This is a genomic window from Sphingobacterium anhuiense (assembly GCF_042686355.1).
GTDB lineage: Bacteria > Bacteroidota > Bacteroidia > Sphingobacteriales > Sphingobacteriaceae > Sphingobacterium > Sphingobacterium anhuiense.
Window position 1 is genome coordinate 414358 of the sequence record NZ_JBHUPE010000005.1, and the last position, 17982, is coordinate 432339.

The following is a 17982-nucleotide window of genomic DNA, read 5'->3' on the forward strand; positions in this document are numbered from 1 at the left end:
CTTTTCTTTGTTGCCAAAGGAAATGAAACCAAAAACCATGAAAAAAAAGTATGTTCTACTGCCCATAATGATTGGGCTGTCCCTACCCAATTGGGCCAACAGTAAACCTGCATTTCTGTCTTCTACCATTGATTTCGAATGGAAAGATCTAAAGCAAGAGACTATTAAAGGAAGTGTAAAAACTCCAAATGGTAGCCCTGTTATGGGCGCTTCCATTACGAACCTATCAACTGGTAAATCTACGCAAACAAATGCTGATGGGGCATTTGAAATTGCTGGAACCATGGGACAAAACCTTAAAATTACAATGGTGGGCTACCATGCACAAACACTCAAAATTGAATCGAATGTTTTAAAGGTAATGCTGCAAGAATCCGATCAATCATTGGACGAAGTTGTTGTAGTAGGTTATGGGAGACAGAAGAAAGTCAACCTGACGGGAGCAGTGACTCAGATTGATTCCAAATTTTTAGAAGATCGACCCGTAGCCAATGCAACACAAGCATTACAAGGTGCAGTTCCCAATGTAAATGTAACGTTCACCAACGGACGTCCCGGAGGTGGAGGAAATGTCAATATCCGTGGATTTGCCTCCATTAATTCCGTCAATGCACAGCCCCTTATTTTAATCGATGGAGTACCTGGAAATATCAATACCATCAATCCGAGAGATATTGAATCGATTTCGGTATTAAAGGATGCCGCGGCTGCGGCAGTCTATGGTGCTAGAGGTGCATTTGGAGTCATGTTGATAACGACCAAGAAAGGAAAGGCTGGGAAGATGAACATCAACTATAGTAACAACTTTGGTTGGGCAGGTCTTACAGTAAATACGGACTTTATGACCAATGGTTATGATGCCGCTAAATTGAACGATGAAGCTTTTGTACGCGCAACGGGTAACCGTTATACCGGTTACACCGATGAAGATTATGCCGAGCTATTAAAACGTAAAAATGACCCTTCATTACCATATGTGGTGATTCAAAATAGAAATGGTAAGGATCAATATGTCTATTATGGCAATACAGATTGGTGGAATGAAATATACCGGAAGACACAAACTTCCATGGAGCATTCGTTGAATTTTTCGGGAGGTACAGATAAAATCGACTATTATATCTCGGGTAGATTATACGAGAAAGGTGGATTGATGAAAATCAATCAGGATAAATATAATGCCTATAATGTTCGCTCTAGAATCAATGCACAGGTTACACCATGGTTGAAAGTAAGTGCGAATACTCAATTAAATTATCAAAACTACACGTATCCAGGATGGAATTCAAGTCCTGATAACAATAACAATTTTATTTCAACAACCGTACACGCTTTGCCGTCGTATGTTCCTTTAAATCCTGACGGTACAGCAACTTATCGTACCGAGTTGAATAATTATAATATCGGTGATGGTATTTTTGCCGATTTGTTGCATGGCAAATCTAAAGGCGGTCAAGATCAATTTGAATTTATCAATATGTTTGAGGCTGTTGTTAAGGTCAATGAAGATTTGAATATTACCGGTAATTATACCTATACCCACAATCCGGTTCACAGTTGGAACCGCCGTACCCAAGCACCATGGTCCGTTTTCCCTGGGGTAGTAGATTTATTGGGTAATGATACATTTACGGAAAATATTGTTAATAATCCAAAACACTCGCTCAACATTTTTGCCAATTATAACAAGCAGTTAGGCGATCATCAAATTGGTGGAACAGTAGGTTTCAATCAAGAAACGACAGGCTATAAACGCATTGGTGGTACTGGCAACAATTTATTGTCAGAAGATCTGAACGATTTTAATTTAGCTACAGGACAGATGCAATTGCTGGGCGGAGCAAACACCTGGGCACTGAGAGGGTATTTTGCTCGTGTTAATTATAATTACAAAGGTAAATATCTATTGGAAGTAAATGGTCGATATGACGGTACCTCTAAATTTCCTGTAAAACAGCGAAATGGATTTTTCCCTTCTTTCTCAGGAGGATGGCGCTTGTCTGAGGAAACATTTATGGAGGGTGCAAAATCCTTTATCAATGAAGCTAAGCTTAGAGTCTCTTATGGAGCTTTAGGTAACGCTCAGGAAGCAGATGCGTACGGATACCTAGAATTGTTACGGTCAGGTCAATCTAACTATATTACGCAAGGGGCCAAATCACAATATTTGAGTATACCCCTGCCTATATCAGCCGATCTCACCTGGGAACGTACAAGTACACTGAACTTTGGTACAGATCTAGAATTTATGAAAAATCGGTTGAACGTTTCATTTGATTATTACATCCGAAATACATTGGATATGCTGATTCCCGGTAAGACTTTATCTGCTGTATTTGGTGCAGCTTCACCTAAAACAAATGCCGGCGATCTTCGAAATAATGGTTGGGAGGTTTCGCTCGCATGGAAAGATCGGGTGGATTTAAATGGAAAACCATTTGGTTATAATATCGGTTTAGGATTATCCGATTCTAAAGCTAAGATTACCCGATTTGACAATGAAAAGATGTTATTAAGCAACTACTATGTTGGCCAAGAACTAGGAGAAATCTGGGGATATAAGACCGATGGATTTTTCAAATCAGAAGATGAAATTGCGAACTGGAAAGTCAATCAAGATTATGTCGATAAGCAACGTTTAGCAGCGACAGGAGATTGGTCTAAGTTGCATCCGGGCGATTTAAAATTTGTAGATATCGGAGGTAAGTTAGATGAAAATGGTAAGAGTATCGGACCTGATGGGAAAGTTGATGCAGGTGATAATACCCTCACTAATCCGGGCGATCAGGTGATTATTGGTAATAGCCGCGCACGCTATACTTTTGGTGTTAATCTTGGTGCTAACTGGCAAGGTTTTGATGTTTCTGCATTCTTCCAAGGTATCGGAAAGCAAAATTGGTGGCCTGGCGCCAATGCCGATAAATTCTGGGGACCCTATTCAAGACCTTATTATTCATTTGTTCCAAAAGATTTCGAACAGGATGTTTGGACACCTGACAATACCGATGCTTATTTTCCGATGTTACGTGGATATATTGCGTTAAATGATCGTGGGTCATTAAATGTAAAATCAGATCGTTATTTGCAAGATTTGGCTTATATCCGTTTAAAAAATCTAACCTTAGGTTATACGGTACCACAGCATTTATTAAAACGATTGAAGTTGAGTAACTTACGTATCTATGCTTCAGGTGAAAACCTATGGACAGCAACGAAATTAAGGTCAAAATATATCGATCCAGAACAAGCTGCTCAAGAAGCAAATGGACGTTCCTATCCCGTGTCTAAAACTATTTCCTTTGGTTTAGATTTAACATTTTAAAATATGAAAAAGACATTTTTAATATATGCATTGCTAGGTTTTGGTCTTGGATCTTGTAATAAAGACTACTTGGGACGAGAACCTGAGTCCAGTATAAAACCTGAAGATTCCTTTAAAACAGTGAAGGATCTAGGTTTATTTACCAAATCATTTTATGATGTTGCACTTCCTTCAGCAGAAGGGGTTTACAACGAATCTGTTGATAATATAGTTAAATCCACGTTGGATGATGAAATAACGGGTAAGCGAATTGTACCTGTAAGTGGAGGTGGATGGACATGGGATAATTTGCGGAATATCAATTTTTTTCTAGAAAACTGTTTTAAAACCGTACCTGAAAATCTAGCGGCGCCTTACGCTGCTGAAGCCCGATTTTTTAGAGCCTATTTTTATTTTGACAAACTGAAGCGTTTCGGAGATGTGCCTTGGTATGATAAGGTGCTCAGCCAATATGACGAAGAGCAATTGTCACGTTCGCGCGATCCACGGACGTTAGTTGTCAATAATATTATGGCCGATTTGGACTATGCAATTAAGAATCTCGGTACCGAAGTCAATGATGAACAAGTAAATAAATGGACCGCATTGGCATTGAAATCACGGGTAGCATTGTTTGAAGGGACGTTCCGGAAATACCATAAGGAATTTAATTTACCGGATGCCGAAGTGCTGCTCAAACAAGCCGCTGCTGCATCGTATGAAATTATGGAGAGTAAGAAATACAGTATCTATAATGCGGCAGGTACAGACTCGTACGGTGCTTTGTTTAGAAGTGTCGACAACATCGATAAGGAGGTTATGTTGACAAGAAAATTCTCCGATGGGCTACAGATCTGGCACAATGTTAATTATTATACTATTACGGCTTCTTATGGTAAACCAGGTTTAGAGAAAAACTTAGTAAACTCCTATTTAATGAAAGATGGATCACGATTTACTGATAAACCTAATTATGATAAAATGACTTTTAAAGATGAGATTGTCGATCGCGATCCACGTTTAAGTCAGACAATCCGTACGCCGGGATACAAACGTATCGGTGGGGCTGCGCCTGTTGCTCCAAATTTTGGTAATTCAGTCACGGGTTATCAATTAATCAAATTTGTTGGCGATGTCAAATACGATAATTTTAATCGATCCGTAAATCCGATGCCTATCTTTCGATATGCTGAAGTACTATTAAATTATGCCGAAGCTCAGGCAGAATTAGGAGTTATCAAACAAAGTGATTTGGATATGTCAATCAAGTTGCTGCGAGATCGGGTAGGAATGCCAAATCTAGATTTAGCCCAAGCTATAAGTCGGCCAGATCTTTACTTAGCACAAGATTACGATCCCAACAATGTTATGGGCGCTTTTAAAGGAGTAATTTTGGAAATACGGAGAGAACGTCGTGTCGAATTGGTCATGGAATCTTTCCGTTGGGATGATATCAGAAGATGGAAAGTAGGTCAAATGGTGACGCGTCAATTTAAAGGCATGTATTTTCCGGGAACTGGAAAATACGATCTTGATAATGACGGAAAGGATGATGTTTGGATCTATGAGGGAGACAAGCCCGTTGCGAAAAATATACAGTTGTTAAAGTTGGGATCGGAAATATTGTTAGAAAACGGTAACAGTGGAAATGTCATTATCAATAAACATATTACCAAGAAGTTTGATGAAGGACGGGATTATCTATATCCACTTCCAGTACAGGAGTTACAGTTAAATCCTAATTTAAAACAAAACCCTTTTTGGGTAAATTAATCTAATAAAAGTTCCTATCACAATCTATATATTTGTTGATAGGAACTTTTTTAAACCCAAACCTTTATGATGAAAATTACGCCAAAACCCCTGTTGGTATTTTGCTTGTTACTTGTATTAACTACTGGTATTTTTGCGCAACAACAGGAGAATATCAACATTACCCATTTGCCTTATATCCAGGGGGTCACCAATAGTTCCGTTCATATTATCTGGACGACTAATAAACCAGCTACAGGTTGGGTGGAACTTGCACCGGACGATTCATCCCATTTTTATCATACAGCGAGACCAAAGTTCTTTGCTACCGAATATGGTTTCAAAAAAGTTGGAACTGTACATCAGGTTACCTTAACCAACCTTAAGCCGGGCACCGTGTATCGTTATCGGGTATACAGCCAGGAGGTTTTGAAGCATGTTGGCGTTCAGGTTGAATATGGGAAAATCGTTGCAACGAATGTCTATAAGGAAAAGCCTTTGTCTTTCCGGACACTCGGTTCTTCCTCGAGGACCCAATTTGCTGTGGTCAATGATATTCACGGACGTAATGAAGTGCTCAATAAACTTTTAGATCTTTCCGACCTTCCGAAACAAGATTTTATTGTCTTTAATGGCGATATGGTTGATAATTTATTAAGCGAAAATCAGATGTTCGCAGGTTTTATGGATACAGCTATTAAACGCTTTGCAAGTGAAAAACCCATGTTCTATTCAAGGGGTAATCATGAAACCCGTGGTCCGTTTGCGATTGAATATCCACGTTATTTTCCAACACCGACAGGAAAGCTTTATTATCAATTTAATCATGGAGAAACAGGAGTTATCGTACTTGATTGTGGCGAAGATAAACCTGATACCGATATGGAGTACAGTGGCATTGTCGATATGGATCGCTACCGCACAGAACAGGCTGAGTGGTTAGAGAGAGCAGTGGAAAATACTGAATTTAAAAACGCCAAATATAAAGTAGTTATCTGTCATATGCCTCCATTTGGTGGTTGGCATGGTGAACAGGAAATTCTGGATAAGTTTGTTCCCATTCTTAATCGTGCCGGTGTGCAGGTCATGTTGAGTGGGCACTTGCATCAGCATATTATCAAACCGGCAACAGCAGAGATCAAATTTCCAATTATAGTAAACTCAAATAATAATGTGTTAAAAGTTGATCTGACATCTGTAAAAGGAACTTTTCAAGTTGTCGATCAACAAGGTAAAATGGTGGATGAAGTAGTCATAAAACCATTGCACTAACTTACACAATCGTGCTGGTCAAAGAACAGCATCAATAATTTAAAATAGCAAAAGCAATCACGGGAGATCTCCTATGGTTGCTTTTTTTATCCTAAATAGTATCAGTTGTTTATCAAAAATAAAAAAAATCACCTGTACAGATCAAAACCTGATAAGCAGTCGACATTCATAATATATTACATGATAACCCTATTTTTATCCATTTAATAGATTTCAATACTTGGTTACATTTGTAATAAGAGTTTAATTTATTCACTAATTATTATGATAAAACAATACCTAGGGATTTTTCTATTCCTATTTTTTATACATTATTCTGCAACAGCTCAGGAACATCAGAAATTGGATGGGGTATGGCGTTTCCGGTTGGATGAAAAGAATGTAGGGCTGGCACAAGGTTGGCAAAAACAAGATTTAGATAAACGTATTGCTATTCCTGGGACAACCGATCAGGCCAATTACGGTGAAAAAACTACGGGTTCAGATTTTGGGATCTTGACCCGAGCTTATAAATATTACGGTCCCGCTTGGTATCAAATGGATTTTGTTGTACCTGCGAACTGGAAAGATAAACGTTTATATCTAAATTTAGAACGTGTGATGTGGGAGTCTAAGGTTTTTATTGATGATAAAGAGATTGCAACGTACGATGCGTTAAGTTCTGCGCATCTTCATGACCTTGGGTATGTATCACCTGGAAAGCATCGTTTGACAGTACGTGTCAATAACGATATGATCCACAATATAGGAGACAAAGGTCACGTCTACACAGAATATACACAAAGTATTTGGAATGGCATGGTTGGTCAGGTAGAGTTGATTGCTAAAAATGCGATAAGATTACAAAATCCGCAAGTATTTACGAAGATCTCTCCAAAAAAGCTGCAGATAAAAGATACTCTCGTAAATGAAGGCGGGAAGCGTAGAAATCTTTCGCTATCCATCATATTATCAGATCGTAAGACGAAGGATAAAGTCTTTGAGACAAAAAAGAATATTGACGTGCGAGGCGTACGACAAGTATTGGATATAGAAGAGCAGATGCCGGATTTAGTGAAATTATGGGATGATATGAACCCAAATTTGTACACGCTTTCTATTCAAGTTCTAGATAAGAAAAACAATGTGTTGGACACGAAGGAAATGGAAATAGGCTTTCGTGAGATTACAGCTTCTAAGTCAAAAATAATGATAAATGGCAAACCTGTTTTCTTTCGCGGAAACCTAGATTGTGTCCATTTTCCTTTGACAGGATATCCAGCAATGCACGTTGAAGAATGGGAACGTATTTTTAAAATATACAAAGATTATGGTTTAAATCATGTTCGCTTTCATTCTTGGTGTCCTCCTGAAGCCGCATTTCAGGCAGCAGATCGTCTAGGGTTATATCTACAGCCTGAAGTAATATGGTTAGACTGGTGGATGGCCGCAGATAACCCAGGCCGTGAAGAGATGAATACAAAAGGCAGACCGCAAGGGTTGGGCAGTAATCCTTCGGCAGATGCTTTTACACAGAAAGAGATTTACCGCATGTTTGCATCTTACGGTAATCATGCTTCTTTTGCAACCATGTCTATCGGTAATGAGTTGGGGAATTCAAATTTCGATGTGATGGAGTCGTGGCTAAAACCTTATAAGGAAAATGATAACAGAAGATTGTACGCCGTTTCATCCGCACGTAAGATCACGGATATGGATCAATTTATCGCGACACATTATATCGATAAGCTTGGTGGTACGCGAGGTATACTCGGAGCGCACACCGATTGGGATTTTGAAAAAGTATACAGTCAGTCTAAAATACCTGTCATTGCACATGAAATTGGGCAGTGGCCCGTATATCCGAAATGGGATGAGATAAAAAAATATACAGGAGTATTAAAAGCACGCAATTTTGAAGAATTCAGAGAGCAGGCGCGCAAGAACAATATTGAGGAACAGAATGAAGAATTTGTTCAGGCATCAGGAGCTTTGAATCAAATCATGTACAAACATGAAATCGAATCTTTCCTAAGAACGCCGTCTGCGGCAGGTATACAGTTGTTAAGTATGCAGGATTATCAAGGTCAAGGCGAAGCACTGATAGGCTGGTTGGACGTATTTTACGATAGTAAGGGAATCACAACACCCGAGAAATTTAGAATGCATAATGATACCACTGTTACCCTCTTGCGTATACCCAAATTTGTATGGAAGGCCGAAGAACCATTTTTAGCCAAAGTGCAACTGGCACATTATGGATCATCCGATATACAGGATGGTATCTACTGGAATATCAAAGATGAAGAGAGTCGTGTAATTGCAAAAGGTACCTTTGCGAAAAGAACATTTGCTAGAGGCACTTCAGATCTCGTTGGTGAAATTAAAACCAATTTATCTGCGGTTCAAAAAGCAGGTAAATTGACCGTAGAAGTTGGTTTGGAAAATAGAGCCAATAAAAATGAATGGCAGATATGGGTATATCCTACAGTTAAAAAAGAGGAAACGAAAAAGGTCTATGTTGCAAATAGGTTTGATGCAAAAACTGAAGAAGTCCTTAAAAATGGAGGGACGGTATTACTGGATGCTTCCGATCTTGGAAACTTAGAGACCTCCGATATCATCAGTTATTATCCATTGTACTGGTCATTAACGTTCTTCCCGGGGCAAGGGAAAAATACCATTGGTATGATCGTAAGAGATAAGCATCCTGCATTCAAAAGTTTTCCTACAGATTCACATAGTGACTGGCAGTGGCAGCATATTTATGGTGGAGCAAGAGCATTTTATATCAATGATTTTCCTGCCTCATACAGACCATTGGCACAACCTGTAGATGATTTTCACAGAAATAATAAGTTGGCATCTATATTTGAAATGAAAGTGGGGAATGGAAAGTTGTTGGTGACCGGTTTTAACATACAAGATGAAAAAAATATTGTAAGTCAGCAACTTCGTTCAAGCTTATTAGCTTACGCCGCTTCAGACGATTTTGATCCAAGTTTCGGTCGTGATGCCTCTCAGTTACGTAAAACGTTTACTTATATCGAGCCCTTAAAGACAGCTGTACCCTCTGAATTTTCAAAGGCAGTTTTATATGTAGAAGCAGGTAAATTGTCTAAGAAAATCAATCAAAATATTGACTGGACAAAAGATCTCGATCAGAGTGAAAGTAAAAAGGGGACAACCTATACAGTTAAAGCCGATGGTGTTTGGAAGGATGAAACAAGTGCCGCTTGGCAGGGAAAGGAAATAGAGGTAGACCTAAAAGTACCACAGGGGATGATCGGTTCTCTATATCTGTTTTTCCATGACTGGAACAGTAATGGACGTGAAGCAGATATCAATTTCGAAGGACGTGACTATACACTCACACGCCATGATAAAGAAGGCAAATGGGTCAAACTTCACGTTATGCGGGAAGATTCTAACGATGGTAATTTAAAGCTTAAGATAAAAGGAACGAAAGGACCTAATATTATGCTTTCTAAGCTGTCGCTTGTTGAAGATGTCGAATAATATATATCAACGTGTTATAAAAGGCCTTCCCATTCGGAAGGCCTTTTTACGTATCATCCATGTATGATATGTAAAAATGGATATCTCGAATTAAAATTATCATTCCTTTAACTTTTGATGGCTAGATTTAAGTATGGGTAGTATCTCATTATTTATTGGGTATATAAAGATGTATTTAGTTTTGCTAAACATTTTGTGTTTTTTAATATGTAATTGACTGTTTATTAATGTAAAATTTATATTAAAGTTTACTTATATTAAATTTTTGTTTATAAATTTGAAATTAATTCATGTTGTTTTTTTGTATGCTATTTACATCTTTAAGTGGAATGATTTAATAATGGGAAGAAATACAATTAATGGCAATTAACGTAATAAAAGAACCAAATATTTATGATGAAAATGAAAAAAAATATCTCAATTAATTTATTGTTGATTTTGACCACTGTTTGTACAGCGCTAGCAGCTGGACCTAAAAGTAAACGAATAGTAATGATCGCATTGGACGGAATTTCTGTCGAAGGATTCAAGCAGGCACATACACCAAATCTTGATGCTTTAATGGCAGAAGGAGCATTATCGATGACTACTAGGGTGGTCATGCCTTCCGTAACCCTTCCCAATTGGACCAGTCATCTTACTGGAAGTGGGCCAGAACAGCACGGAGTAGTAGATAATGGCTGGCAGATCGATAAATTCAAATTACCAGCAGTGGTAAAAGATGCTCAGGGTTATTACCCTTCTGTATTTACTGTTGTCAAAGAACAAATGCCAAATGTTAAAACTGCCTTTTACTATAACTGGATTAATCTCTTCTACCCGCATAATCAGAAAAATTTTGATGAAGTTAGCTACTTAAAAGATGATGCCTATATTGAAAATTACGATAAAGCATTTAATTTTATTGTGAAAAATAAGAAAGATCCAACCCTTGTATTCCTTTACTCAGTACATACCGATCACGCCGGGCATAGTCATAAATGGATGTCTCCAGAATACATCAAATCGATTGAAGAAGCTGACGTGCAAATAGGCATATTTTTAGAGAAAATGAAAAAAGAAGGTCTATATGAGAGCACCAATTTTATGTTCTTATCCGATCATGGTGGTATTGAATATGGACATGGAGGTGTATCTGTCGATGAAATGATTGTACCATGGGGAGTCACAGGGCCGAAAATCAAGAAAGGATTAAAAATTGAAGAACCTAACAATACGGTAAATACGGCAACTATAATCTTGCATTTGTTTGGACTTAAAAAGCCGTTAGCGTGGACAGGGGAAGTGCTGGAATCTGTGTTTAAATAAAGAATAATTAATATGAATAAAAGTTATCCGAAGACTAATCTAAACATCGTATAACAAAAGTTCCTTCATTTGGAAATAAAAAATAAAGGGTTGAAAATAGTTCAGCCCTTTATTAATTCATGGTATAGACAAAATGTGGTTAAAGACGGATAATCCGTATATACGCAACTATCTCCACCAGCTAATGAAGTGTGCGTATCAGTAATTTCATTAAGCGTCGCTATATGTTTAGGCTAATCAGCATTAGCCAAGAATTTTCTTCCAAATCCGATCAAATCCACAGGGTCACCTGAATCAATAATTGGATAATACCCAGTAAAGATAAAGAGTCAAAATCAGAACTAAAAAAGAGAGCGGAATGAAATAAATCCATCCCGCTCTCTTTTTACAGACGTTATCTTACTTAAGACTATCAACTTGTGTCGCATCTAATGCTTCAGCAATCCTTTTATAAGTGCCTGCTAGCGATCCGCCACCTGAACAGTAATAATTTAAAACTCCTTCATCTTCAGGTTTTTCTGGTGCTATCGTTAAAGAAGTACCATCGAAAGTAAATAATACATTCTTTCCTTGAAGTGAGGCCTGATAAACTCCCTCTTTAATTTTTGTTGCATTTTTATCAAGTGTACAAGTCGGTTTTTTCTTATCAGCACGAGATCTTACCTGTATCGTGATACTGCTATCCTGTTCGCTTTTAATCGTGACACCAACCCAGTCAAATCCTTCAGCTCTTTTATCATAGTCAGCAGTAACATAATTGCCATCTATGGTCAATACAGGTGCCGCTTCAGTCGCTGTTGCCGGGGCTTGGGTTTTGGAAGTTGGTTGATTACAGCTGCTAAGTGTCAAAAGGAAAAATCCGGACACAATCATGCTTTTTAGAATATACATTTGATGTGATTTTATAGTTACTTTAGTATAGCAAAAGGCCGACCAAACTGATGTCTAAATGAAGAAAAATCGAAATATGATGATTTTATTAACCGCTGTAACCTGCATCAATGCAGATCGGATAATATAGCATCATATCGGGTTAATATTGTTTCATTAAGTTGTTTTCTATCCGACTAACTTTATTATGATAATTAATGATTGCTTGTGATAAATAAATTTGAATAATAATATCTGCCCTATATGTTGCGAATTTTCTTACGTTCAAGCAGAAATTATAAACGACTAAAATTTTAGCATTAAAATAAATTATGATCAATAAAAAAAACACCCTCGTTATGATGCTTTTAGCCATAGGTTCCTATACCTTTGGGCAGTCAAAGGTTCACGTGCCGGCATCATCTACACAGCCGAGCAAATATCAGCTGGAGCAAATCAAACGCAAATATGGCATGTTCGTGCATTTTGGAATCAATACTTTTCATAATGAGGAATGGACAGATGGATCAAAACCAGCCTCCTCCTACAATCCGACAACAATCGATGCGAAGCAGTGGGTAGCTACAGCCAAAAATTCTGGAATGAAATACATGATCCTGGTGGCTAAGCACCATGATGGTTTTTGTCTATGGGATAGTAAATATACCGAATATGATGTTGCAAACTCTGGTAATAAAACAAATGTTGTAGAAGCGATAGCTAAGGAATGTGAGAAGCAGGGTATCCGTTTAGGACTTTATTATTCATTATGGGATCGGAAAGAAAATGGAAATGTAAAGGATGTAAAAGCAGACTTTGCTTATAATAAATATATGCTGAACCAAATCAATGAATTATTGGAGCTGGCGCAGAAACATACTAAAGTAGTCGAGTTGTGGTTAGATGGTGGTTGGGAAAAGGAAAACTACCGTTGGCCTATTCAGCAACTTTATTCCAATGTAAAACAGCTTGCACCGCAATGTCAAGTAGGGGTTAATTGGACGGTTGGTTCTCCAAAAAATATTGACCAACATCCCGTACTTCCAAATGATCAGCAGGAATATTTTCCAATCCGTTATTTTCCAAGTGACTTTCGTTTAGGCGATCCCTATCTTCCTAAAAATCCAGACCCAAAATTGTTTCTAAACCAAGGGCAGGTTTATTATATGCCGTTTGAGACAACAGTAGTTTTAGGGAAAAGATGGTTTTATCATACCGATGATAATACGCCCCGCCCTGTTCAGGAATTAGCAGATATGTATAAAAAAGCAACAGCTCAAAATAATATTTTGATCTTAAATGTAGGTCCAAATCGTGAAGGTAGAGTCAAAGATACTGATGTGGAGGTCCTACAAAAGCTTAAAGTAAATCTAGGCTTGTAATAGCATCTTTTCTAATCAGAAGAATTGACATCATCAAAGAAGGGCTTTTACGACTAGCAAAGTTCCTTCTTTGATGATGTTTTTTTAAGGCATCAGGTATTAATTAAGGCAGACTTTCCATTTTAAAATCAGAAAACTTGCCTACCCCTGCAAATAGCAGGTTGATTCCCGCAATTTTTCCGATTGATCTTTCATATTTGGTTTCAAACACTTTTTTATCTCCAATATATAGCGAAACGATCTTGTTGATGATGGTGAGTTTTACAGATTTCCCCATTGAAAGGTCATGCCCCAAAGCGCGTAAATCTTCAAATTTTCCACTTTTTGATTTTTCGGAAAATTGATATGAACACCAGCTCACGCACTCCGGTTTCATTAATGATAAAAAGTGCTTATCATTTTCGCCAAATAAGGTAATATCTAATTGAGAGCATCGCACACCAGGTCTCGGTTTTGAAGTGGTGATAAAAGCCTCTAGGAACATATTATCGCCCGATATTTCACTGTGCCGAATAGAAGCGTAGTTTGTGAAAAAAGTCTTGATGGTATCTACTCCAGCAGCCAGTATCTGTTGGATATTGACAGTCGGCGGGATATTTTTATTGTTTTGTTGAGGCAGTGCTATCGGGTAGACCCTTACCGTATCTCCCATGATCTGGGCTGTCACCTCCCAGCCGTTGGTCTCCAGATATACCTTACTTGTATCCACTACTTTATTCTTATAACGTAAAACCGGATAATAGACCGCGGGTAATTCATAATAATGTGTCAATGTGCTGTCTTGAAATCTGGTCCGGGTATCCTTTCTGTCCTTAAGCTCAATTTCGTAATCTGCAAACTTTAGGTTATCACTATTTTTGGGAATCAGCTTGAATACTGCAGAATGAGGACTATGTCCATTAGGATTAAGGCATTTGAGGGATACCTCTGTGGCACCGGACTTATTGGGCCACCACAACCATACGGCAATCAGAGCTAACAATACCCCTGTTATACTCAAAAAGTAGAATCTATGTGTACAACTATCTTTCGGTATATGTAGCGGTTGTACTGTAATGGTTGGTTCTGCAGGAGGGTTGATAGACTGTGCGACTTGTTGCACAGTTTCAAATTCCTGCCAATCTCGGAAGCCAATGAAGACGGCAAGTGCATCCCGGGTTGCTTTCTGAGGATAATAACGCTCAGTTGTTTTTAGTTTGCCAAATAATCTTTTTAACGTGTTTTCACTGATCAGGACCTTAGTCTCCCTTCTCAATAAAGCACTCAATTGCACATAATCATTATTCCTCCAGGTTTCTATTGCAGTGCTGCCAAATTTGGAAGCGACTTTTTGACAACAGAGCTCCAATAATCTGAAGTCATTACCAATTTTGTCTTGTCCAAAGTTGTTTTTACTCATAATTAATTTATTGGTAATAAAGGTTTTAAGTTGTTGTTAATAATGGTTTTTGTTTGTACAGAAATGGTTGCCTTAAACAGTGATTTCTTATCTAGTTTTGGTAGTGGATTGACATCCTAAAGCGTAAACCAATCTTAAATAAAACCAAATATATGAATTTAAAACTTTTATTATTCGTGCCCTGTCAATTCTTTTTTCTGCAGCTAGAAGCACAGCAAAAGGGAATTACAGGAAAGGTAGTGGACGGTCAAACACAGCAAGCTATGGCGGGAGTGACGGTCATGATCGAAGGATCCGGTAAGCAAACGAAAACTGATGCTACTGGCTCATTTGTCATTAATGAAAACCAGCAGCAAGCTAGTCTACTTTTTTCATTTGTAGGTTATGAGAACCAGAAGTTACTTTACCAGGGGCAACCATTAAAAGTTATGATGAAAGCTGCCAACCGTGACTTGGATGAAGTTGTTGTTGTTGGATACGGCACGCAACGTAAAAAGGATCTAACAGGTGCTATCAAGTCAATCGGATCTGAAGATATTGAAGGAAGACGTACGGTACAGATTTCCGAATCTTTACAAGGAAGCATAGGTGGTGTTAGTGTTACGCGTAGTAGTGGAGCGCCTGGTTCAGGTGCTAATATTTTAATACGGGGCATCACAACAATAGGGACGAACAGTCCTTTGATAATCGTTGATGGTTCTCCAGTAAATAGCATTGATCATATTAACCCTATGGATGTCGAAAATCTAACGGTACTAAAAGATGCCGCTTCAGCTGCTATCTACGGCTCTAGGGGAGCAGCAGGCGTGATTTTAATTACCACAAAGAGAGCAAAAGCTGGACAGCAGAGTTTAGATTATGCTTATGAACTTGGCGTACAGGAAATTACAGCATCACCAAAATACGTAGGGATTCAAGATTATATGCGCTATTTTAATGAACAGCTCACCAACGATGGCGGTGCCGCCTTATATGCGCAGGAGCACATTGAAAATTACCTGACCAACAATGCCGAAAATCCTGATGAATTTCCGAATACGGATTGGCAAAAAGCGGTTATGACCAATAAAAACCCTTTGCGTAACCGTCATGAATTGGTCTTTACAAGTGGCAATGACAGAATAAAGACCAAAGCTTCCATGGGATATACCAAACAAGGTGCTTTCTATGACAATTATGACTATGAGCGCTTGTTGATGCGTGTTAACAATGATTTAAAAATATCGGATAAATTTAATCTGAACCTAGATCTGGGTTATAAGCGAACAAATACGAATGAATTGCCTTATAATGTAATCTATAGAGGAAGAACCTTACCTGCATTCTACGACGATCATTATACTGATGGCCGGTATGCGCCCGGAAAAGATGGCGATAATCCTTTAGCAGAAATCTATGAAGGCGGTAAAAATAAATCACATCTCAATCAGCTTTCCGCCCGGGTCGCGCTTCATTACAAGCCTGTGAAAGGATTGACTTTGACTGCTCAATTAGCGCCTATTCTTGATTTTGATAAAGTAAAAGATTATTCAAAAAAAATCGAATATACCGATATCAACGACCCTGCTCGTATTATAGCGCAAAATAGAGCACGAACTTCTTTAAATGAATCCAGAACAGAGAACTATGCGATCAATACACAGTTACTTGCAAATTATAACTTGACAGTAGATGATGATCACAACTTTGATGTACTGGCAGGTTTTGAGGAGAATTACAGACATTACGAGGGCTTGGGAGCCTCTAGACAGGGTTTTGCTCTATTAGGGTTCCCATATTTAAATGCAGGTGCTATAGATCTAAGGGATAACTCCGGATCGGCAAATGAATCGGCTTTGCACTCTTTTTTTGGTAGACTTCAATATAATTATAAAAGTCGTTATTATCTGCAGTCTAATATCCGTGCCGATCGTTCCTCACGATTTGCACCAGCCCATAGACAGGCAGTTTATCCGTCAGTTTCAGGTGGATGGGTATTAACGGAAGAAAATTTTTTAAAGGACAACAGCGTTGTCAATTTTTTGAAACTGAGAGCGTCCTGGGGAAGATCAGGAAATGAACGGTTGCGGGACAGAAACGATAGCGACAGTTACTATCCTTATCAAGCACAGATAGATTTTACAAACGCATTGTTTTACCAAAATGGAAAGATTGTGCCGCTTCCAGGTGGTGGACAACAGGTATATGCCGTTGAAAACATATCCTGGGAAACCAGCCAAACAACCGATTTCGGTATGGATATGTCATTCTTTGATTCACGGTTGTCAGTTTCTGCAGATTATTACAATAAAAAAACCTACGACATTCTACTGCCATTGGATATTCCGCTTTATTTGGGTTATGATAAGCCAAATCAGAATGCCGGAGAACTCGGAGTTAAAGGCTGGGAAGTGGAGTTGGGCTGGGCTGATAAAATAGGTGACTTAAAATACAGTGCGGCGTTAAATGTAGCCGATGCGAAGTCCAAAATTTATAATTTGAAAGGAACGGAATTTTTAGGAGATCAGATTATCCGTCAAGGAAGTGAATACAATGAGTGGTTCGGATATCAGTATGATGGTATTTTTCAAACAATAGAGGAATTGACAGGTGCACCTGTTTTGAATGCAAATACAAAGGTGGGGGATCACAGGTATATTGATGTCAATCAGGACGGCAAAATAACGCCAGATGATAAAGTACTTTTAGGAGGTGCGCTTCCTCGTTTTCAATATGGTGGAAATATTCGTTTAGATTATAAAAATTTTGATTTCGGCTTAGTATTTCAAGGAGTTGGCAAAAAGCTGAGTAGATTAAATTCAGAAGTGATACAGCCTTTTGCGGAAGGATTTGGAAGTTTTCCAGAAGAGTTGGTCGGTAAATTCTGGAGCAGTAACAATACAGCAGAACAGAATGAAAAAGCTATTTATCCGAGGCTTTCGAGGGTTTCCAACAGTAATAATTATGTGCTTTCAAACCACTGGCTGATTGACGGATCATATTTCCGGATCAAAAACCTGACTTTAGGATACACGGTTAAACATAACCTAATGAACAAAGTGGGAATTAAAAGTGTACGCGTTCACGCCGCTGTTAACGATCTGTTTTCTAAAAGTAAGTTTCCTAAATATTTAGATCCGGAGGCTGCTAATTATGCTTATCCTATTACACGTACATTTTTATTTGGAGCCAGCCTCAGATTTTAAAACCAATTAATAGAA

Annotated in this window: 9 protein-coding genes; 7 read left to right on the forward strand and 2 right to left on the reverse strand. The window is 38.3% G+C overall.

What is annotated here, in order from left to right; genetic code table 11:
- The first annotated feature begins 37 nt into the window (after positions 1 to 37).
- The 5 genes from ACFS6I_RS13815 (at position 38) to ACFS6I_RS13835 (ending at position 11131) form a co-directional block, all read left to right on the forward strand.
- A complete protein-coding gene (locus tag ACFS6I_RS13815) occupies positions 38 to 3322 on the forward strand; it encodes a SusC/RagA family TonB-linked outer membrane protein (protein WP_380921445.1) in 3285 nt (1094 codons plus the stop codon).
- Positions 3323 to 3325: 3 nt separating this feature from the next.
- Positions 3326 to 5074, forward strand: coding sequence for a RagB/SusD family nutrient uptake outer membrane protein (locus ACFS6I_RS13820; protein ID WP_380921447.1), 1749 nt, complete (start codon positions 3326 to 3328; stop codon positions 5072 to 5074).
- Positions 5075 to 5140: 66 nt separating this feature from the next.
- Positions 5141 to 6325, forward strand: coding sequence for a metallophosphoesterase (locus ACFS6I_RS13825; protein ID WP_380921449.1), 1185 nt, complete (start codon positions 5141 to 5143; stop codon positions 6323 to 6325).
- 264 nt (positions 6326 to 6589) lie between these two features.
- Positions 6590 to 9823, forward strand: a complete 3234-nt coding sequence (locus tag ACFS6I_RS13830; protein ID WP_380921451.1) for a sugar-binding domain-containing protein — start codon at positions 6590 to 6592, stop codon at positions 9821 to 9823.
- Positions 9824 to 10225: 402 nt separating this feature from the next.
- On the forward strand, positions 10226 to 11131 hold the full coding sequence (locus ACFS6I_RS13835; RefSeq protein WP_380921453.1) for an alkaline phosphatase family protein: 906 nt from the start codon (positions 10226 to 10228) through the stop codon (positions 11129 to 11131).
- A gap of 399 nt (positions 11132 to 11530) precedes the next feature.
- Here ACFS6I_RS13835 and ACFS6I_RS13840 read toward each other — a convergent pair whose 3' ends face one another.
- A complete protein-coding gene (locus tag ACFS6I_RS13840; protein WP_380921455.1) occupies positions 11531 to 12022 on the reverse strand; it encodes a hypothetical protein in 492 nt (163 codons plus the stop codon).
- A gap of 311 nt (positions 12023 to 12333) precedes the next feature.
- On the opposite strand from ACFS6I_RS13840, the gene ACFS6I_RS13845 reads away from it, so the two are divergent.
- The gene (locus tag ACFS6I_RS13845) at positions 12334 to 13383 is read left to right on the forward strand and encodes an alpha-L-fucosidase (RefSeq protein ID WP_380921457.1); all 1050 of its coding nucleotides are present in this window, start codon (positions 12334 to 12336) and stop codon (positions 13381 to 13383) included.
- A gap of 103 nt (positions 13384 to 13486) precedes the next feature.
- Here the strand turns inward: ACFS6I_RS13845 and ACFS6I_RS13850 are convergent, their stop codons facing one another.
- Positions 13487 to 14782 (reverse strand): hypothetical protein, encoded by a 1296-nt coding sequence (locus tag ACFS6I_RS13850; RefSeq protein WP_380921459.1) that lies wholly within the window; start codon positions 14780 to 14782, stop codon positions 13487 to 13489.
- Positions 14783 to 14934: 152 nt separating this feature from the next.
- Between ACFS6I_RS13850 and ACFS6I_RS13855 the strand changes: the two genes are divergently transcribed.
- A complete protein-coding gene (locus ACFS6I_RS13855) occupies positions 14935 to 17967 on the forward strand; it encodes a SusC/RagA family TonB-linked outer membrane protein (protein ID WP_380921461.1) in 3033 nt (1010 codons plus the stop codon).
- Positions 17968 to 17982 lie beyond the last annotated feature (15 nt).